This is a genomic window from Microbacterium sp. KKR3/1 (genome assembly GCF_021272365.1).
In the GTDB taxonomy this organism is placed as follows: Bacteria; Actinomycetota; Actinomycetes; order Actinomycetales; family Microbacteriaceae; genus Microbacterium; species Microbacterium aurugineum.
Window position 1 is genome coordinate 700,370 of record NZ_JAJSDW010000001.1, and the last position, 18,204, is coordinate 718,573.

General features: G+C 67.4%; 18 protein-coding genes. 4 read left to right on the forward strand and 14 right to left on the reverse strand.

Going from position 1 to position 18,204, the window contains the following annotated elements; all coding sequences use genetic code 11:
• Positions 1–92: 92 nt before the first annotated feature.
• The 9 genes from LVJ59_RS03435 to LVJ59_RS03475 all read right to left on the reverse strand — a co-directional run bounded on the left by LVJ59_RS03435 (position 93) and on the right by LVJ59_RS03475 (position 9,401).
• Entirely contained in the window at positions 93–581 is a 489-nt protein-coding gene (locus LVJ59_RS03435) for a CinA family protein (RefSeq protein ID WP_232762001.1), read from the reverse strand.
• Positions 578–1,156: a CDP-diacylglycerol--glycerol-3-phosphate 3-phosphatidyltransferase gene (pgsA, locus tag LVJ59_RS03440; RefSeq protein WP_232762002.1), complete on the reverse strand. Its 579-nt coding sequence runs from the start codon at positions 1,154–1,156 to the stop codon at positions 578–580. Before pgsA ends, LVJ59_RS03435 begins: the two co-directional genes overlap by 4 nt.
• Positions 1,156–3,879, reverse strand: coding sequence for a DNA translocase FtsK (locus LVJ59_RS03445; protein WP_232762003.1), 2,724 nt, complete (start codon positions 3,877–3,879; stop codon positions 1,156–1,158). The genes pgsA and LVJ59_RS03445 overlap by 1 nt, the downstream gene beginning before the upstream one ends.
• A gap of 74 nt (positions 3,880–3,953) precedes the next feature.
• The gene (locus LVJ59_RS03450) at positions 3,954–4,448 is read right to left on the reverse strand and encodes a GNAT family N-acetyltransferase (protein WP_232762004.1); all 495 of its coding nucleotides are present in this window, start codon (positions 4,446–4,448) and stop codon (positions 3,954–3,956) included.
• A 73-nt stretch (positions 4,449–4,521) separates the two neighbouring features.
• Positions 4,522–6,198 (reverse strand): ribonuclease J, encoded by a 1,677-nt coding sequence (locus LVJ59_RS03455; RefSeq protein WP_232762005.1) that lies wholly within the window; start codon positions 6,196–6,198, stop codon positions 4,522–4,524.
• A gap of 53 nt (positions 6,199–6,251) precedes the next feature.
• Positions 6,252–7,229: a 4-hydroxy-tetrahydrodipicolinate synthase gene (gene dapA / locus LVJ59_RS03460; protein WP_047519295.1), complete on the reverse strand. Its 978-nt coding sequence runs from the start codon at positions 7,227–7,229 to the stop codon at positions 6,252–6,254.
• A 128-nt stretch (positions 7,230–7,357) separates the two neighbouring features.
• A complete protein-coding gene (locus LVJ59_RS03465; protein ID WP_047519297.1) occupies positions 7,358–8,119 on the reverse strand; it encodes an SDR family oxidoreductase in 762 nt (253 codons plus the stop codon).
• A complete protein-coding gene (locus tag LVJ59_RS03470; protein WP_232762006.1) occupies positions 8,119–8,595 on the reverse strand; it encodes a dihydrofolate reductase in 477 nt (158 codons plus the stop codon). The genes LVJ59_RS03465 and LVJ59_RS03470 overlap by 1 nt, the downstream gene beginning before the upstream one ends.
• Positions 8,592–9,401, reverse strand: coding sequence for a thymidylate synthase (locus LVJ59_RS03475; protein WP_131490865.1), 810 nt, complete (start codon positions 9,399–9,401; stop codon positions 8,592–8,594). Before LVJ59_RS03475 ends, LVJ59_RS03470 begins: the two co-directional genes overlap by 4 nt.
• 118 nt (positions 9,402–9,519) lie before the next feature.
• On the opposite strand from LVJ59_RS03475, the gene LVJ59_RS03480 reads away from it, so the two are divergent.
• The 3 genes from LVJ59_RS03480 (at position 9,520) to LVJ59_RS03490 (ending at position 11,043) form a co-directional block, all read left to right on the forward strand.
• Positions 9,520–9,933 (forward strand): thioredoxin family protein, encoded by a 414-nt coding sequence (locus LVJ59_RS03480; protein ID WP_232762007.1) that lies wholly within the window; start codon positions 9,520–9,522, stop codon positions 9,931–9,933.
• A 21-nt stretch (positions 9,934–9,954) separates the two neighbouring features.
• Entirely contained in the window at positions 9,955–10,533 is a 579-nt protein-coding gene (locus tag LVJ59_RS03485) for a DUF4395 domain-containing protein (protein WP_232762008.1), read from the forward strand.
• An 84-nt stretch (positions 10,534–10,617) separates the two neighbouring features.
• Positions 10,618–11,043 (forward strand): OsmC family peroxiredoxin, encoded by a 426-nt coding sequence (locus tag LVJ59_RS03490; protein WP_047519305.1) that lies wholly within the window; start codon positions 10,618–10,620, stop codon positions 11,041–11,043.
• A 15-nt stretch (positions 11,044–11,058) separates the two neighbouring features.
• On the opposite strand, the gene LVJ59_RS03495 is transcribed toward LVJ59_RS03490, so the two are convergent.
• The 5 genes from LVJ59_RS03495 to LVJ59_RS03515 form a co-directional block, all read right to left on the reverse strand.
• Positions 11,059–11,496 carry a hypothetical protein gene (locus tag LVJ59_RS03495; protein ID WP_131490863.1) on the reverse strand — a complete coding sequence of 146 codons (438 nt, stop codon included), beginning with the start codon at positions 11,494–11,496 and terminating at the stop codon, positions 11,059–11,061.
• Positions 11,496–12,236: a 4-hydroxy-tetrahydrodipicolinate reductase gene (gene dapB, locus LVJ59_RS03500; RefSeq protein ID WP_232762009.1), complete on the reverse strand. Its 741-nt coding sequence runs from the start codon at positions 12,234–12,236 to the stop codon at positions 11,496–11,498. Before dapB ends, LVJ59_RS03495 begins: the two co-directional genes overlap by 1 nt.
• An 82-nt stretch (positions 12,237–12,318) precedes the next feature.
• On the reverse strand, positions 12,319–12,921 hold the full coding sequence (locus tag LVJ59_RS03505; RefSeq protein ID WP_047519311.1) for a histidine phosphatase family protein: 603 nt from the start codon (positions 12,919–12,921) through the stop codon (positions 12,319–12,321).
• 68 nt (positions 12,922–12,989) lie between these two features.
• Positions 12,990–14,018, reverse strand: coding sequence for an aldo/keto reductase (locus LVJ59_RS03510; RefSeq protein WP_047519313.1), 1,029 nt, complete (start codon positions 14,016–14,018; stop codon positions 12,990–12,992).
• 220 nt (positions 14,019–14,238) lie between these two features.
• Positions 14,239–16,515, reverse strand: coding sequence for a polyribonucleotide nucleotidyltransferase (locus LVJ59_RS03515; protein WP_232762010.1), 2,277 nt, complete (start codon positions 16,513–16,515; stop codon positions 14,239–14,241).
• Between the two features lie 360 nt (positions 16,516–16,875).
• Between LVJ59_RS03515 and LVJ59_RS03520 the strand changes: the two genes are divergently transcribed.
• Positions 16,876–18,186, forward strand: a complete 1,311-nt coding sequence (locus LVJ59_RS03520) for a UDP-glucose/GDP-mannose dehydrogenase family protein (protein WP_131490860.1) — start codon at positions 16,876–16,878, stop codon at positions 18,184–18,186.
• Positions 18,187–18,204: the final 18 nt, after the last annotated feature.

The window sequence follows — 18,204 nt, forward strand, 5'->3', positions numbered from 1 at the left end:
CCAGTCTAGTACGCCTGGCCTGCACGAAATCTACCCCTGCACTCTGTGGTTTGAATGTGAGCACATCATTGATAACCAGACCGGGGCGGACACTATTCCGCGACCAGGTCGAGCAATGCTTCGAGCGCCGCAGCCACCGTCTGCGCCCGGATCGAATCCCGGTCGCCGCGGAAGCGGAATTCTCTCGCCTGCGCCCCGTTCGGCGTCACGATACCGATGTGCACGGTACCGACGGGCTGCCCGTCCGGCGAATCCGGTCCCGCGATCCCAGTGGTGGACACCCCGACATCCGCAGGCCGATCGTCTACGCTCACCACTCGCCGCACACCCCCGGCCATCTCCAGCGCGACCTGGGGGTGCACCGGACCGCGCATGGCGAGAAGCTCGGCGTCGACGCCGAGCACCGTCGCCTTGACGGAGGTCGCATAGGCCACGACACCGCCGAGGAGAACGGCGGAGGCTCCGGGGATGGAGACGATTTCTGCGCACAGCGCCCCGCCGGTGAGGGACTCCGCCACTCCCAGTGTCCACCCGCGTTCGTCGAGCGCCGACAGAACGGCGGCGGCGCTCGTCTCGCTCATGCCCTCTTCTGCCGCGATCCGCGCACCTGCGCCACGATGTAGTCGATCCCACTCGCCACGGTCAGCAGCAAGACGATGATCATCAGGATGAACGTCACCAGTGTCCATGCTTCGAGACCGATGAGGACATGCAGGGGAAGCAACGCCCATCCCAGGGCCACGCCCTGGAACGCCGTCTTGATCTTGCCCATCCACGCGGCCGCGACCACATGCTCGCTCGCGACCATCAGACGATGGATGGTGATCCCCCACTCGCGCACGAGAATGATCGCGACGATCCACCAGCTGACCTCGTCGAGGATCGCGAGACCGATGAACCCCGCCCCGGTGAGGAGCTTGTCGGCGATCGGGTCCCAGAGCTTCCCGAAATCGCTGACGATGTCGTATTTGCGAGCCAGGTAGCCGTCGACCCAGTCGGTGGAGATGCCGACGATGAAGATGATCGCAGCGGCCCAGCGCAGTCCGGGCTCAGCCAGGCCGTAGGTTCCTCCGAACAGCAGCAGGACGAAGAACACGACGGCGAGAGGGATCCGCGCGACCGTGATGGCATTGGGCAGTTGCCGGGGGATGGCCATCAGTCACGCCCCGTCAGGCCCCAGGCGTCTTCGTCGCCCTCGGCCTCCACCTCGGGAAGACCCTCGTACTGGGCCGCGATCGGATCATGGGCCGGAGGCATCGGCGGGACCGGCGGGACCGGCGGGGCGGCAGGTGCCGTTGGCGCGGCGGAGGCGGCAGGAACGTCCTCGCCGCGCAGCTTCGCCATCACCTGCGGCAGCTGCTCAGCCGTGGCCAGCACGTCCCGCGCCTTCGAACCTTCCGAAGGCCCGACGATCTCGCGGGATTCCAGCAGGTCCATCAGACGCCCGGCCTTCGCGAAGCCGACACGCAACTTGCGCTGGAGCATCGACGTCGACCCGAACTGCGACGAAACGATGAGCTCGGCAGCGGCGAGCAACAGCTCCAGATCGTCGCCGATGTCCTCGTCGACTTCCTTCTTCTTGGTCGGCTCCATCGCCTCCTGCACGTCGGCACGATAGTCCGGGCGCGCTTGGCGGGTGACGTGCTTGACGACGGCGTCGATCTCCTTCTCGTCGACCCACGCGCCCTGCAGTCGGAACGGCTTGGAAGAACCCATCGGCGAGAACAGCGCGTCACCCTGACCGATGAGTTTGTCGGCTCCCGGGCTGTCGAGGATGACCCGGCTGTCGGTGACGCTGGTGACCGCGAACGCGAGACGCGACGGCACGTTGGCCTTGATCAGACCGGTGACGACGTCGACGCTCGGACGCTGGGTCGCGAGGACGAGGTGGATACCGGAAGCGCGCGCGAGCTGAGTGATGCGGACGATCGAGTCCTCCACGTCGCGCGGGGCGACCATCATGAGGTCTGCGAGCTCATCCACCACGACAAGGAGGTACGGGTACGGCTTGAGAACGCGTTCACTGCCCACCGGCAGCTCGACCTCACCGGCCCTGACGGCACGGTTGAAGTCATCGATGTGACGGAAGCCGAACGACGCGAGGTCGTCGTACCGCATGTCCATCTCCTTCACGACCCACTGCAGCGCTTCGGCCGCCTTCTTCGGGTTCGTGATGATGGGCGTGATCAGATGCGGAACGCCGGCATAGCTGGTGAGCTCCACGCGCTTCGGGTCGATCAGGACCATGCGCACGTCGGCGGGACGCGCCCGCATGAGCAGACTGGTGATCATGGAGTTCACGAAGCTGGACTTACCGGAGCCGGTCGAGCCGGCGACCAAGAGGTGCGGCATCTTGGCGAGATTCGCGATCACGATGTTGCCGCCGACGTCCTTGCCGACGCCGATCGTCATCGGGTGCGTGCTCTTCTGCGCGGCGGGCGAGCGCAGAACGTCGCCGAGCGCGACCATCTCCTTGTCGGCGTTCGGGATCTCGATCCCGATCGCGCTCTTGCCCGGGATCGGCGAGAGGATGCGGACGTCGTTCGAGGCGACCGCATAGGCGAAGTTGTTGCTCAGCTGCAGGATCTTCTCGACCTTGACGCCGTGCCCGACCTCGACCTCGTACTGCGTGACCGTCGGGCCGCGCGAGAATCCGGTGACCTTCGCGTCGACCTTGAACTGCGACAGCACGCTCGTGATCTGCTCGATCACCTTGTCGGTCGCCTCGGAGCGCATCACGGGAGGCGGCCCTTCGACCAGCAGACCCGGAGACGGCAGGACGTACGGGGTGACGGGAGCCTGAGGACCACGATCCCCCGGGCCCGCGGTCCCGAATCCGTCCAGGCCGGGGAGCTCGGGGACCTCGCCGGTGTCGGACGCATCATCCAGCAGCGCTGTGTTCTGCTGCTCGGCGAGGGAATCCGCAACGGAGCGCACGTCCGAGAGAACCTCGGTGGCGGCGTCATAAGGATTCTCGACGACGACCGCCTGGTCGTACGCCGGGGTCGGCTCGGACGTCGTCAGCAGCGCGGTGATGTCGTCGGAACCGAGGGTCCCCTCGTCGGGGTCTTCTTCGCGCCCGGACTTGTTCCGCCGCCACCAGGGCAGCGCGTCGGGGTCGTCGACCTTGTCGGCGTCGTCGATCGCCGCATCCTTCGCCGGCTTCTCCGGGCGCTCGGCGTCGAACATCCACGCGTAGAGGTCGCCGAGTCGGGAGCCGATGCGGTTGGGAGGGGTCTTGGTGAGGATCAGGATGCTCAGCGCGGCGAGCAGCGACAGGACGATGTAGGCGGGAATGTCGGTGAGGTAGCTGAGCGGCTGACCGAGCATCCAGCCGAAGAGGCCGCCGGATTCACTCAGGGCGAGCATCCCCTCCCTGGGCTGAGGACCGTCGCCGGCCAGGTGGCAGAAGCCGGCTAGCGTCAGGATGAAGAGCCCGAACCCGATACCGATGCGACCGTTGTCATGCACGGACGACGGGTGGCGGAACAGCCATCCGGCCAGCAGAAGCAGAAGCACGGGCATCACGAAGGCGACGCGTCCGATCAGCCCGCCGACGGAGTACGCGCTGATGTTCGCGGCGACCTCGTTGCCGATGAAGAACCACTCGTTGACCGCTCCGAGGACGGCGAGCACGACCAGGAAGAACGGGAATCCGTCGCGGCGATCGTCTTTCTCGAGCGTCTCCGGCCCGAACGCGCGGAAGAGTCCGCCGACACCGTGTGCCAATCCGACCCAGGCACGGACGACGATCGGAGGCTTCTCGGCCTCGTCGATGTACTTCTTCGGAGCGGGCTGGGCCTTGGGAGCCGTCTGCCGCTTGGGGCGCGACGGTGCGCTGGTCGACGCGCGCTCTGTCTTCGTGGAACTCCTGGCCATGCTCTCACGTTACGTCCAACAGCCGACATCCCCGCGTAATGACGCGGCTTTCCGCGGATCCGAGAGGGCATCGACTAGGTGGTGGCACGGACCATCGTGTCGCGCGCCGAGCCCTGCCCGACCACGACGAAGCCCTCCGCGCGATAGAGGTTGCGTGCGAAGTTGTCCCGTTCCACGCTCAAGCTGATCCGCGAGTGACCTTGGGACCCCGCGAGTTCCACGACACCGCGCAACAAGGTGCGCCCGACACCGCGTGCCCGCCACAGCGGATGCACCCCGATGATCAGCTCCGGGACGGCGACACCCACGAAACCGAATCCGGGCGCGTTCTGCGGAAGCACGCGATACCAGGCTGCGCCCACGGGCACGTCGTCCTCACCGGTGGCCACCAGTCCGTCGTCGGCCGACCTCTTCCACCCTGCGAGGTAGCGCGGGTGCTCAGCCGACGTCAAGACCTCGTGCCGCGGACGCGCTCCCCCGGCACGCCAGTTGGCGGCCTCGACGAGCATGTCGCCGAGGAACATCGCATCCGTCTGCGCCGCCCTGCGGAGGGAGAAACCCCTGTACATGACGTGAGCCTAGGGCGCCGGTGTTACATCGGGATGACGGTCAGCCGTGAGTGGGGAGACGACTCCCCTCCACTCACGCTTCGATGACGAGCGGCACGATCATCGGACGACGACGCAGCCGCTGGTTGACCCAACGACCGATCGTGCGTCGCACGACCTGCGACAACGCGTGGGTGTCACGGACGCCGTTGCCCGACGCTTCCTTGAGCGCCGCGACGATCTTCGGCGTGACGTCGTCGAACACCGAGTCATCCTCGGCGACACCGCGCGCGTGGATCTCCGGACCGGAGATGATGCGCCCCGTGCCGGCGTCCACGACGACGATGACGGAGATGAAGCCCTCCTCGCCGAGGATCCGACGATCCTTGAGGTCGGCATCGGTGATCTCGCCGACGGTGGAGCCGTCGACGTACACGAATCCGAGGTCGAGCTGACCGGCGACCTTCGCGACGCCGTCCTTCAGGTCGATCACGGTGCCGTTCGAGGCGATGATCGTGTTCTCCTCTGCGATGCCGGTGTCCTGCGCGAGCTTGGCGTTCGCGATCAGGTGCCGGTACTCCCCGTGCACGGGGAGGACGTTCTTCGGCTTGAGGATGTTGTAGCAATAGATCAGTTCGCCGGCGGCGGCGTGTCCGGAGACATGCACCTTCGCATTCGCCTTGTGGACGACGTTCGCACCGAGCTTGGTGAGTCCGTCGATCACACGGTAGACGGCGTTCTCGTTGCCCGGAATGAGGCTGGAGGCGAGGATGACGGTGTCGCCCTCGCTGATCTCGATCGCGTGGTCCAGATTCGCCATGCGGCTCAGCACCGCCATGGGCTCACCCTGGGAGCCCGTGGACATGTAGACGATCTGCTCGTCGGGCAGGTCGCGCGCCTTCTTGAAATCGATGAGCACCCCGTCCGGCACCTTCAGATAGCCGAGCTGCTCGGCGATCGTCATGTTGCGAACCATGCTGCGGCCGAGGAAAGCGACACGGCGGCCGTTGGCGTACGCCGCGTCGATCACCTGCTGCACGCGATGGACGTGGCTGGAGAAGCTCGCGACGATGACGCGACGAGGTGCCTTCGCGATCACCTGGTCGAGCACGGGGCCGATCGAGCGCTCCGTCGGCGTGAACCCGGGGACATCGGCGTTGGTCGAGTCGACGAGGAACAGGTCGACACCCTCTTCGCCGAGGCGCGCGAAAGCCCGGAGGTCGGTGATGCGACCGTCCAGCGGCAGCTGATCCATCTTGAAGTCACCGGTGGCGAGCACCATTCCCGCCGGGGTGCGGATCGCCACGGCCAGCGCGTCGGGAATCGAGTGATTCACCGCGACGAACTCGAGGTCGAACGGGCCGACCCGCTCCTGCTGACCTTCCTTCACCGTGAGCGTGAAGGCCTTGATGCGGTGCTCCTTGAGCTTCGCCTCGACCAGTGCAAGGGTGAGGCCCGAACCGATCAGGGGGATGTCGCTCTTGAGCCGAAGCAGATAGGGAACGGCGCCGATGTGGTCTTCATGGCCGTGCGTGAGCACCACGCCCACGATGTCGTCCAGGCGGTCACGGATGGGCTCGAAGTCCGGAAGGATCAGGTCGACGCCAGGCTGGTGCTCCTCGGGGAAGAGCACACCGCAATCGACGATCAGGATCTTGCCGTCGTACTCGAACATGGTCATGTTGCGACCGATCTCGCCGAGTCCGCCGATCGGGATGACCCGAAGCGTTCCTTCGTCGAGAGCGTTCGGTTCTACCAGGGGAATGGACATGCTGTCTCCTCAGTCGGACACTCCGCGCGTCCGTTCGTTCGTGGCGACGCGACTCAGCGCGTCGTGCCGTGCACCTTCGGCAGGGCACCACCCGCAGCCGCATTGCGGTCGGGTCGGAAGTTCGAGAAGTCCGCACCGGGAACGTTCTGCACGAGGTCGAGCTCATCCTCGATGAGCGCGGCCTCCCATTCCTCGGGGCCGACCAGGGGAAGGCGGACGCGCGGGCTCGAGATGCGACCGAGTCCGTGCAGGATGTACTTCGCCGCGACCGTTCCCGGCACGTGGGTCATCACGGCACGCACGAGCGGCTCCAGGCGCTTGTGCTCCGCGGTCGCCGTGGCGAGGTCACCCGCGTTCACCGCATCGATGATCGTGCGGTACGGGGCCGCCGCGACGTTGGCCGTCACGCCGATGAGGCCCGTGGCACCGATCGCGAGGTGCGGCAGCACGTTCGCGTCGTCGCCGGAGAAGTACATCAGGTCGGTCTGGTTGAGCACGCGGCTCACCTCGGAGAAGTCGCCCTTGGCGTCCTTCACAGCGAGGATGTTCGGGTGCTTCGCGAGACGCAGAATCGTCTCGTACTTGATCGGCACACCCGTGCGCCCCGGAATGTCGTAGAGGATCACCGGCAGATCGGTCGCGTCGGCGACCAGCCGGAAGTGCGTGAGGATTCCGGCCTGCGTCGGCTTGTTGTAGTAGGGCGTGACGATCATGATGCCGTCGGCGCCGGCCTTCTCGCTGGCCTTGTAGAGCTCGATCGCGTGGGCCGTCTCGTTGGAACCACCGCCGGTGATGATCTTCGCGCGCCCGCCCGAAACGGACTTGCCGACCTCGACGAGCTTGAGCTTCTCCGGGTCTGTCAGGGTCGAGGTCTCGCCGGTCGTTCCCGTCACGACGATGCCGTCCGCACCTGCGGTGATCACGTCATCGATGTGCTTCTCGACAGCGGGCCAATCGACTTCGCCGTCGGCCGTCATCGGAGTGACGAGCGCGACGAGGACCTGTCCGAAAGGGTTGCCCGAGTGCGTCATAAGCCCAGCGTATAGGTTCGACCGGTGGTCCCGCGGACGCGGTGACGCAGATGCACCTCTCCTCGGGGCGCACGGGTCCGAGCGCGTCCCCCGGGCCTGCGCAGGTCTCTCGTCGACTCCCGCAGGCCTCAGACGCGACCGCGCCGAGCGACGCCGGACGTGAACGAGCGGGGCAGGACACGCGTCAGCGCCACGATCGCCTTGTACCGAAGTGACGGAACGGATACTGCTCTGCCGCGCGCCGCATCACGCAGACCGGTACGGACGACATCGCGTGCATTCAGCCACATGATCGCGGGCACACCTTCCTCCCCCACGGCCAGACCCATCCGCTCATGGAAGGACGTGTGCGTGAATCCGGGGCAGAGCGCGGTGACACTCACTCCGTCTCGTGCGTACTCCGCATTCGCCCAGCCGCTGAAGCCGATCAGCCAGGACTTGCATGCCGAATAGGTCGACCGGGAGATGAACCCGGCGACGGAGGCGACGTTGATGATGCGACCACCGCGCCCGCGCATCGTCTGCAGCGCCGCGTGCATCAGGCGCATCGACGCCTCGACGTGCACGCGGAGGTGTCGCACCTCGTCGTCGATGTCGTTGTCCGCGAACTGCAGCGGCAGACCGAACCCGGCGTTGTTGATCAGGAGGTCGACCGGGTCGGAGGTGTCGCGCAATCGGGCGGCGACGCGCTCGACCTCGCTCTCCACCGCGAGGTCGGCGACGAGGATCTCGACCGCGACACCGTACTCCGTGCGCAGCTCCGTGCCCAGCGCCTCCAGCGTCTCGGGTGTCCGCGCCACCAGGATGAGGTCAGCTCGACGCCGTGCCAGCTGGCGCGCGAACTCGGCTCCCAGCCCCGCGCTGGCTCCGGTGATCAATGCGGTGGGCATCAGCGCTCGTACCCGAGGAAGCGGTAGCGGATGCCGGTGCGCGATGTCTGCCACTCGCCCTCGTCGACGAGTCGCCAGCCGGTCGTGGCGGGCGCATAGGCGTCTCCGGCGACGTCGATGTCGAGCTCGGTGACCTCGAGGCGATCGGCGTCGCCGATGACCTGACGGAAGATCTCGGCGCCTCCGATGATCCACGCCTTGTCCAGCCCGCGGACTGCTTCGGCGACGGTCGCCGCCCGTCGCGCGCCCTCGTGGCGCCAGTCCTGTTGGCGCGTGATCACGATGTTGTCGCGCCCGGAGAGCGGGCGGAATCGCTCCGGAAGGGAGTCCCACGTCTTCCGGCCCATCACCACCGGTGCCCCGAGCGTGACGTCCTTGAAGTGAGCGAGATCCTCCGGAACGTGCCAGGGCATCCCGCCCTCCGCTCCGATCACGCCGCCGCGCGCCTCAGCCCAGATCAGCCCGACCCACGTCATACGGCCACCGCCGCCCGGATCGGCGCGTGATGCTGGTAGTCCTCGACGATGAAGTCCTCGTACCGGTAGTCGAAGATCGACTCCGGCTTCCTCGCCAGTCGCAGGGTCGGGTACGCGTAGGGCTCGCGGCTGAGCTGCTCGCGCACCTGCTCCACGTGATTGTCGTAGACGTGGCAGTCACCGCCGGTCCACACGAAGTCCCCGGGCTCCAGGCCGACCTGCTGCGCGATCATCAGGGTGAGCAGCGCATACGAGGCGATGTTGAACGGCACACCGAGGAACATGTCGGCGCTGCGCTGATACAGCTGACAGGAGAGCTTTCCATCCGCGACGTAGAACTGGAAGAGCGCATGACACGGCGCGAGGGCCATGTCGGGGATGTCTGCAGGATTCCACGCCGAGACGATCAGACGACGGGAATCGGGCGAGCGCCGGATCTGCTCGATGACCTCGGAGAGCTGGTCGATGCTGCCGCCGTCGGGAGTCGGCCAGGAGCGCCACTGCACCCCGTACACCGGGCCGAGATCGCCCGACTCATCCGCCCACTCGTCCCAGATCGTCACGCCGTTGTCGCGCAGCCATCCGACGTTGGAATCCCCTCGGAGGAACCAGAGCAGCTCGTACGCGATCGACTTGAAGTGCACGCGCTTCGTCGTGATGAGTGGGAAGCCCTTCGCGAGGTCGAAGCGGATCTGCCGCCCGAAGACGCTCGTCGTGCCGGTACCCGTCCGATCCGACTTGTGCGTGCCGGTCTCCACGACATCGCGGAGCAGATCTTCATAGGGGGTCGGAACGGCGGCGCTCATGACAGCCACGATACCTTCCCGCTCCCGTCACGGGGCGGATCCTGCACCGCGGAAAGCCCGTTCGTCATCATCGGAAACATCGACTCCCGATCCCATGAGGGCGGCGTACTCTCGACGCATGTCGCCCGCGCTCGCCCTCGTGATCGTCCTCGGTCTCCTCGTGCTCGCCACGGCGGTCGGGGTCGTGGTTCGTCGGCGCGACGGGCGGCGGCGTGACGGGGGCAGGCTCCGGTTCGATGCCACGGACATCCCCTCGGCAGCACTCGGCTCCCGCGCGACACTGGTGCAGTTCAGCACCGAGACCTGTGCCCGTTGCCCGCAGGTGCGACGGTTGCTGCACTCCTACGCGTCGGGCGACGACGGGCTCGCGCACATCGAGGTCGATCTGACGCACCGCCCCGACCTTTCGGCACGGTACAAGGTGCTGCAGACGCCGACGACCTTCCTCATCGACGGCTCGGGCACCGTCCACGCACGATTCCACGGTGTCCCCCACCGTCATGCACTCACCGAAGCGGTCGCGGCCGTCTGAGGCGCGAAGACTGGAGCACACATGATCACGCCCGCACGCATAGACCCCCGCGGTCCGCGATTCGCGGCCACGATCACCGCGGCACTGCTGCTCGTGGCCACGTTTCTGGCGTTGACGGGGATATCCACCGCCCAGGCGGGCGCGGCGACGTTCGGCTGGTACGCCTATCAGCCGTCGACCGGCGCGACCTTCATCCCCGGCGGATGGGCCGTGTCCGGAACGCCCCTCGTTCACCGTGCCCTGGACCCGGGATTCCTGCTCACGGTGATCATCGCCCTGCTGTTCCTGTGGGCCCTGGTCTCGCCGAGGACGGCCCCCTGGAGTGTCCTGTTCCGCACGGTCGTGCGTCCTCGGCTCGCGCCGCCTGCGGAGCTTGAAGATCCGCGACCGCCTCGGTTCTCTCAGGGGGTCGGCCTCTTCGTGGTCGGTGTCGGTCTCGTTCTGCACCTCATCGGGGTCCCCTGGGCGTTGCCGATCGCCACCGCTGCCGCCTTCGTCGCCGCCTTCCTCAACGCGGCGTTCGGCTTCTGCCTCGGATGCCAGATGTACCTGCTGCTCCAGCGGGTCGGCGTGATCGGCCGGACAGCCCCCGCAGCGTGATTCCGGTTCCCTCCGAACCGAACCGTCGATAGGCTGGCCGCGACGTGACCCCTCATCCCTCGGGGCACGAGAACCGGAGGAACCATGCCCGTCACCAGCGAAGCCGCCAGCACCTGGACAGGATCGCTCATGGAGGGGTCGGGCACCGTGGCGTTCTCTTCGTCGAAGCTCGGCACCTTCCCGATCAACTGGAAGGCCCGCAGCGAAGGCAGCGACACCACGACCACGCCGGAAGAGCTCATCGCTGCCGCTCACGCCTCGTGCTTCAGCATGGCGCTCTCCCACGCCCTGGCCGAGAACGGCACGCCTCCCGAGCGAGTCGACGCGAGCGCGTCCGTCACCTTCAAGCCCGGTGTCGGCATCACCGGCAGCCACCTCAACGTCAACGCGACCGTCCCGAACCTCACTCCGGAGGCATTCCAGGAGATCGCGAACGGAGCGAAGACCGGGTGCCCGGTGTCTCAGGCGCTCGCGGGCATCGAGATCACGCTCGAGGCGACGCTCGCCTGATCGTCGAACCCGACGTCAGGGCCGACGGAAGAGGCGGATCGCCTCGCGGATGCTGGCTCTGGCGTCTTTCCGGCGTCCGGCGGCGTCTTGCACGACGCCCAGGCGGTACCGTGCACGCCAGTCATCGTGCGCCGCGTCCGCTTCCGCTGCGTACCGTGCGATGAGGGGGTCTGCGTCGGCGCGCGCGATACGCCCGCTCGGTGTCAGCTCGGTCTCCACCGGAGGCATCCCTCCCTCCGCGTCGAGCAGTCGCCCCAGGCGGTCCGCGCCGAAGCCGAACATCATCTCCCGGACGAGCGCCCAGGCACCGATCGGAGCCAGCACGAGGAGCGTGATGCCCATGCCGATCGAAATCGGAGTGCCGACCGAGATGAACATCACGGCGAGCCAGACCGCGACCGCAAGGTAGACGAGCAGCGCCGCCGCCATCAGCGCGACGCCGATCCGCGACATCACGAGCGGATGCCGATGTCGATCATGTGCTCGAGGCCGACGACCACACCGGCGGCGCTTCGCGCGAAGGGGACCGCGATGCGGATCCCGGGTGCGTAGGCGAGCGCCGAGTCCGTGGTGTCATGGGTGAACGTCAGCGATTCCCCCGGTCCGGACAGGATGACCTCCTGCTTGGCGACGACACCGGGGCGACGCAGCGAGTGGATCGGGACACTGCCGACCTGCTGCCCCCGAGCGCGCTGATCCGCGTGCGGAGCGCTGACCGGCCCCTGCTCGGCGCGCGCGGCCGCGATCAGCTCTGCGGTACGCACGGCCGTGCCGCTGGGCGAATCTATCTTGGTCTCGCGATGCGCCTCGATGATCTCCGCGGAGCCGAAGAACGGGGCCGCCGCCGCCGCGAGGGCTGACCCGAGCACCGATCCGAGCGAGAAGTTGGGGATGAAGACCGCGCCGGTCCCGGCCGCCTCGACGAGGGGGCGCACCAGCGCGATCCGCTCGGCCGACCAGCCCGAGGTCGCGACGAGCACATTGATCCCCCGCTCGACGGCGGCGCGGACGACATCGACGCTCACCTGCGGCGTCGATGCATCGATGACGAGGCCGGCGCCGTCCAGCTCGGAGAGTTCACTCGACGAGGTCAGCACACGGCTCACCTCGAACCCCTCGAGCTCGTCGACCACCGCATGGATGATCTGTCCGAGCTTCCCGGTGCCGCCGACGAGTGCTACCTGCGTGGTCATGCGTCCAGTCTATTTCGCGGACATCGCCCGCCTCGCGGGGCGCGCGGGACCGCATCGCACCCGATTCGGGGAGCGCTGGACCTCACACGAGCAGTGCGTCGGGAATTCCGGTGCGCAGCTCCACCGGCAGGTGACCGGTGTCGTTGTGCGTGAGCAGCGTCCACGGCCGTCCCTGCTTTTGCGCGATCACCGTCAGGCCGCAGTGCGACTGGTTCAAGGTCATCCAGCGCCACTCCGGCGCGGCGAGCACCTCGCGGACGAACCAGGAGATCACGAAGTTGTGGGTGATGAGCACCTCGTGGACATCGCCGGTCTTGCGAACGAGGAACTCGTTGACGGCATCCGACATCTGTGCCCGCCCCGCCTCGATCTCCGCCTCGGTCACCGACCCGAAGAACGGTTCGAACGCAGACGGAGTGTCCTCGGTCATCCCGGTCGGCACGCAGTCGAAGAGCAGTGCCGTCGGCGCGGGGTCGACCGAGGGCAGTCGCGCGGCGATCGCCCGCGCCGTCTCGTTGGCCCGCAAGAGCGGGGAATGCCACACAGCATCGAGCGGAAGGCCGGACAACCGGTCGGCGATCAGCTCCGCCTGACGCTGCCCCCGCGGGGAGAGGGGTCCGTCGGCGAGACCATGTTCTGCGTCCTGATGTTCACCGTGTCTAACCAGATATATGTAGTGCGTCACAACTCGCTCGCTTCATTGCCAGCATCCGCCGGGCGTTCATTCCACCCTATGTCAACGGCGGACGATACTCAGTTGCCGGCCCGCGTGAGCTCGGCGAGGTGGCTCCGTGACAGCGAGACGCCGGCACCCTGCATGAGCTCATCGACATGATCCGTCGCGAAAGCGTTCACGATCGGCGCGGCGACGGTGCGCTGCGCGAGAAGCCAGGCGATCGACACCGCCGCCACGGGAACGCCGAGCTCTTCGGCGACCTGATCGAGCGCGCGCAACACCTTGATGCCTCGTCGATTCAGGTGCCCACGCAACTGCTCGCCGCGCACGCCGCGCGAGGTGAGCGCCTTGTTGCGGTGCCGACCGGACAAGAACCCGTGCTCGAGCGCATGGGACGGCGTGACCGCCAGGTTCTGCGCGCCGGCCACGAGGCGCAGATCGCCTTCGAACGGCAGACGCCGGACCAGGTTGTATGGTGCGTCGATGACCTGCACCCGCGGGTAGCCGGCAGAGGCGAGGATTCGCGCCTCGACCAGCCGCTCCGGCGCGAGCCCGTAGGCGCCGAGCGCGCCGACCTTGCCCGCGTCCGACAGCCATTCGACGGTCGCCAGGGTGTCTTCGAGGTTGGTCGTCGCGTCGAGCGTGGCGTCGAGGTACAGCACGTCGATCCGCTCGACACCGAGTCTGGTGAGCGAGCCCTCGACCGCGCGCACGAGGTTCACGGAGCCGAGCCCGGGGTTGTCGGCATGAGCGCCGACGCGCACACTCAGGACGGCACGCTCGCTCTGTCCGCGCGAACGCAGCCACTGGCCGATGATGTGCTCGCTCCGGCCACCGGAGAATCCGTCCGCGGTGTGGATCGCGTTGCCACCGAACTCGACGTAGCGATCGAGGATGCCGTGGCTGGTCTCGAGGTCGACGTTCCAGCCGAACTCTGCCGCGCCGAGCATCAGCGGGAAGGTCTCGAAGCCGGTCTCGCCGAGTGGCACCCGGATGGATTCCCCTATCCCCGGACCGACGATGGGAATGGGCGCGGAGGGATGCTCGGCTGCGGCCGCGTGGTCGCGTTCCGCTGACGCTCCTGCGCCTACGCCGAACAACCGCATACTCTCTCACCCCCGCGTCGATCGGTGCGTCCCGACCTGCGTACCTGCTGGATCTGCACCCCCCGGTGCGTACTTCCGAGGGTAGGCGAATTCACACAACGTCCTGACCAATCCGGGGAACGTCGGGGAAACGCCCGATAACGATTTGGTCACACCGGACACGACGGAACCCGGGCCCGTCCAGCGCGGACGGACCCGGGTTCCTGTTCGAGCTCTGGGCCTACTCCGCGGCAGCGGCCTCGGCAGGAGCTGCCTCAGCGGCCGGAGCGTCGTCGAGCACGGGCTCGAGCGAGAGCTTGCCGCGGTCATCGATCTTCGTGATCTTCACGAGGATCTTCTGACCGACCGACAGGACGTCATCGACGTTCTCGACCCGCTTGCCACCGGCGAGCTTGCGCACCTCGGTGACGTGCAGGAGGCCGTCCTTGCCCGGCAGCAGCGAGATGAACGCACCGAACGTGGCGATCTTCACGACGGTGCCGAGGAACTGCTCTCCGACCTCCGGGTTCGTGGGGTTCGCGATCGCGTTGACCTGAGCACGGGCAGCCTCGGCCGAGGGGCCGTCGGTCGCGCCGATGTAGACGGTACCGTCCTCCTCGATGGAGATCTGCGCGCCCGTCTCGTCCTGGATCGCGTTGATCGTCTTGCCCTTCGGGCCGATCAGCTCACCGATCTTGTCGACCGGGATCTGCACGCTGATGACGCGCGGAGCCGTGGGCGCCATCTCGTCCGGAGCATCGATCGCCGCGTTCAGGACGTTGAGGATCGTCAGACGAGCCTCGCGGGCCTGGGTGAGCGCACCGGCGAGCACCGACGACGGGATGCCGTCGAGCTTCGTGTCGAGCTGGATCGCCGTGACGAACTCGCTGGTACCGGCGACCTTGAAGTCCATGTCGCCGAGAGCGTCTTCGGCGCCGAGGATGTCGGTCAGTGCCGCGTAGCGGGTCTCGCCGTCGACCTCATCGGAGACGAGACCCATCGCGATACCGGCGACGGGGGCGCGCAGCGGCACACCCGCGTTCAGCAGCGACAGGGTCGACGCGCACACGGAGCCCATCGAGGTGGAGCCGTTGGAGCTCAGCGCCTCGGACACCTGACGGATCGCGTACGGGAACTCCTCGCGGCTCGGCAGCACCGGCACGAGGGCGCGCTCGGCGAGGAAGCCGTGCCCGATCTCGCGACGCTTCGGCGAACCGACACGGCCGGTCTCACCGGTCGAGTAGGGCGGGAAGTTGTAGTGGTGCATGTACCGCTTGCTCGTCGTGGGCGACAGCGAGTCGATCTGCTGCTCCATCTTGAGCATGTTCAGCGTGGTGATACCCATGATCTGGGTCTCGCCGCGCTGGAAGATCGCGGAGCCGTGCACGCGCGGAATGACCTGCACCTCGGCGTCGAGCGGACGGATGTCCGCCAGGCCACGGCCGTCGATGCGAGCGCCCTCGGTGAGGATGCGTCCACGGACGATCTTCTTCGTGACGGACTTGTACGCGGCGGAGAACTCCAGCGGAGCCGCGGCCGGCAGCGAGCCCGCCTCGGTGGCCTCGATGAGCTCGGCCTTGACGCGGTCCTTGATCGCGTCGTCAGCGGTCTGACGCTCGACCTTGTCGGCGATCTGGTAGACGTCGCTGAGCTCGGAGAAAACGCGCTCGGAGACGAAGCTGTAGACCTCGTCGCTGTACGCGGGGAAGACCGGGTACACGCCCGGCTCCTTCGACGCGGTGGCGGCGAGCTCGGCCTGAGCCTTGACGAGCTGGGCGATGAAGGGCTTCGAGGCCTCGAGGCCCTGCGCGACGATCTCCTCGTTCGGCTTCGTGGCGCCGGCCTTGATCAGGTTCCAGCTGTCCTCGGTGGCCTCGGCCTCGACCATCATGATGGCGACGTCTTCCGTGCCATCGGCCTTGGTGACCACGCGGCCGGCGACGATCAGGTCGAACACGGCCTCCGAGACCTGCTCGGCAGTCGGGAACGCGACCCACTGGTCCGCGTGCTGGCCGTTGCCGGGGATGAACGCGAGGCGCACACCGGCGACGGGGCCCGAGAAAGGCAGACCCGAGATCTGGGTCGACGCCGATGCCGCGTTGATCGCGAGAGCGTCGTAGAACTCGCCCGGTGCGATCGACAGGACGGTGATGACGATCTGGACCTCGTTGCGCAGGCCGTCGACGAACGACGGACGCAGCGGACGGTCGATCAGACGGCAGACGAGGATCGCCTCGGTGGAGGGACGACCCTCACGACGGAAGAACGAGCCGGGGATCTTGCCTGCGGCGTAGGAGCGCTCCTCGACGTCGACCGTCAACGGGAAGAAGTCGAAGCCTTCGCGCGGGTGCTTGCCTGCGCTGGTGGCCGAGAGGAGCATGGTCTCGCCGTCGAGGTACGCGGCGACTGCGCCCTGAGCCTGCTGCGCGAGGCGGCCGGTCTCGAAGCGGATGGTGCGGGTGCCGAAGCGGCCGTTGTCGAGAACGGCCTCGGTGGCGGTGATTTCAGGACCTTCCAAGAGGTCTCTCCTTCTTTGTTTAGACTCGCGAGTCCATGTGACGCGCGAGCATGTTCAAAGGAGCGGAACGGAAGGGTTCGGGCGCGCGGGCACTCCCGCGAATCTCGCCTGCGCTGGCCACCAGTAGAAAGCCACCCGACACGTGCCGAGGAACCCACCACAGGGGACCAGCTTCTCCGCCGATCGCTCCATGAGTCAGTGTGAAGTTGTGCAGTTGACACACGTCAACCTCATCCACCCTACCAGCGCACACCTCGAATCTTGGTGTCGCTCCGAGCTTCGCGGATCGGACACGTGACGGTCAGATGCTGTTCATCCGCAGGATCCCGCGGCGCGACGAGGATCCGCTCTGCTGAGATCATGCGCATGTCAGTGATCGGCTGCGGGTACCTCGGTGCCGTGCATGCCGCGGCGATGGCCTCCCTCGGACACGATGTCACGGGTATCGACGTCGACGAGGAGAAGATCGCCGCCCTCATCGCGGGGAAGGCACCGTTCTTCGAGCCTCGACTCCCGGAGATGCTCGAAGAAGGCCTCGCTTCCGGACACCTGCGATTCAGCAGCCGGATGGCGGATGCCGCGGGCGCGGACGTCCACTTCCTCGCGGTCGGAACGCCTCAGATTCCCGGAGGTCACGCCGCGGATCTCCGCTACGTGGATGCGGCGATCGACGCGCTGCTCCCCCACTTGCGCCGCGGGGACGTCGTCGCGGGCAAGTCGACCGTGCCCGTCGGGACCGCCGGGCGACTGGCACCGCTCATCGCCGCGTCGGGAGCGACCCTGGTCTGGAACCCCGAATTCCTCCGCGAAGGGTGGGCGGTGCACGACACCCTGACCCCGGATCGTCTCGTGGTCGGTGCAGAACAGGATGGTGACGGGACACGCGCCGTCGCCACCCTGCGCGAGGCGTACGCGGCGGCCGTCGACGCCGGAACACCCTTCCTGGTCACCGACCTCGCCACGGCCGAGCTGGTCAAGGGGGCGTCGAACGCCTTCCTCGCCACCAAGATCTCCTTCATCAACGCGATGGCGGAGATCGCCGAAGCCTCCGAGGCGGACATCACGCTGCTCGCCGATGCCCTCGGGCTGGACAGCCGTATCGGACGACGGTACCTCGGCGCAGGTATCGGCTTCGGTGGCGGGTGCCTGCCGAAGGACATCCGCGCCTTCGCCGCACGCGCAGATGAGCTCGGTCGCGGCGAAGCGGTCGGCTTCCTGCGCGAAGTGGACATGATCAACCTGCGACGCCGCGACCGGGCCGTGCGCCTGGTGGTCGATGCGCTCGGCGGACTCGTGTTCGGGCGCCGGATCGCGGTCCTCGGAGCGGCGTTCAAACCGTTCAGCGATGACATCCGTGATTCTCCGGCTCTGGATGTCGCCGTTCGCCTGCGAGGTCTCGGAGCAGACGTCGTCGTGACCGACCCTGCGGCGATCGACAACGCCATCGCCGCGCACCCGCAACTGGGATATGCCCGCGAGCGCGACGACGCGCTGCGCGACGCCGATGCCGTGGTGATCGTGACCGAATGGGACGAGTACCGGCGTGAGCTCTCGCCCGAGCACGCGGGCGGACTGGTCCGCGGGCGGATCGTCATCGATGGACGCAACTGTCTCGACGCGGCGGCGTGGCGCGCCGCCGGCTGGCAATATCACGGCATGGGTCGACGCTGACCCCCCGGCCTGAGGGGA

Excerpts from the sequence above, each read along its gene's own strand:
- LVJ59_RS03435 (WP_232762001.1), bottom strand. The coding sequence starts at position 581 with ATGAGCGAGACGAGCGCCGCCGCCGTTCTGTCGGCGCTCGACGAACGC.
- pgsA (WP_232762002.1), bottom strand. The coding sequence starts at position 1,156 with ATGGCCATCCCCCGGCAACTGCCCAATGCCATCACGGTCGCGCGGATC.
- LVJ59_RS03445 (WP_232762003.1), bottom strand. The coding sequence starts at position 3,879 with ATGGCCAGGAGTTCCACGAAGACAGAGCGCGCGTCGACCAGCGCACCG.
- LVJ59_RS03450 (WP_232762004.1), bottom strand. The coding sequence starts at position 4,448 with ATGTACAGGGGTTTCTCCCTCCGCAGGGCGGCGCAGACGGATGCGATG.
- LVJ59_RS03455 (WP_232762005.1), bottom strand. The coding sequence starts at position 6,198 with ATGTCCATTCCCCTGGTAGAACCGAACGCTCTCGACGAAGGAACGCTT.
- dapA (WP_047519295.1), bottom strand. The coding sequence starts at position 7,229 with ATGACGCACTCGGGCAACCCTTTCGGACAGGTCCTCGTCGCGCTCGTC.
- LVJ59_RS03465 (WP_047519297.1), bottom strand. The coding sequence starts at position 8,119 with ATGCCCACCGCATTGATCACCGGAGCCAGCGCGGGGCTGGGAGCCGAG.
- LVJ59_RS03470 (WP_232762006.1), bottom strand. The coding sequence starts at position 8,595 with ATGACGTGGGTCGGGCTGATCTGGGCTGAGGCGCGCGGCGGCGTGATC.
- LVJ59_RS03475 (WP_131490865.1), bottom strand. The coding sequence starts at position 9,401 with ATGAGCGCCGCCGTTCCGACCCCCTATGAAGATCTGCTCCGCGATGTC.
- LVJ59_RS03480 (WP_232762007.1), top strand. The coding sequence starts at position 9,520 with ATGTCGCCCGCGCTCGCCCTCGTGATCGTCCTCGGTCTCCTCGTGCTC.
- LVJ59_RS03485 (WP_232762008.1), top strand. The coding sequence starts at position 9,955 with ATGATCACGCCCGCACGCATAGACCCCCGCGGTCCGCGATTCGCGGCC.
- LVJ59_RS03490 (WP_047519305.1), top strand. The coding sequence starts at position 10,618 with ATGCCCGTCACCAGCGAAGCCGCCAGCACCTGGACAGGATCGCTCATG.
- LVJ59_RS03495 (WP_131490863.1), bottom strand. The coding sequence starts at position 11,496 with ATGTCGCGGATCGGCGTCGCGCTGATGGCGGCGGCGCTGCTCGTCTAC.
- dapB (WP_232762009.1), bottom strand. The coding sequence starts at position 12,236 with ATGACCACGCAGGTAGCACTCGTCGGCGGCACCGGGAAGCTCGGACAG.
- LVJ59_RS03510 (WP_047519313.1), bottom strand. The coding sequence starts at position 14,018 with ATGCGGTTGTTCGGCGTAGGCGCAGGAGCGTCAGCGGAACGCGACCAC.
- LVJ59_RS03520 (WP_131490860.1), top strand. The coding sequence starts at position 16,876 with ATGCGCATGTCAGTGATCGGCTGCGGGTACCTCGGTGCCGTGCATGCC.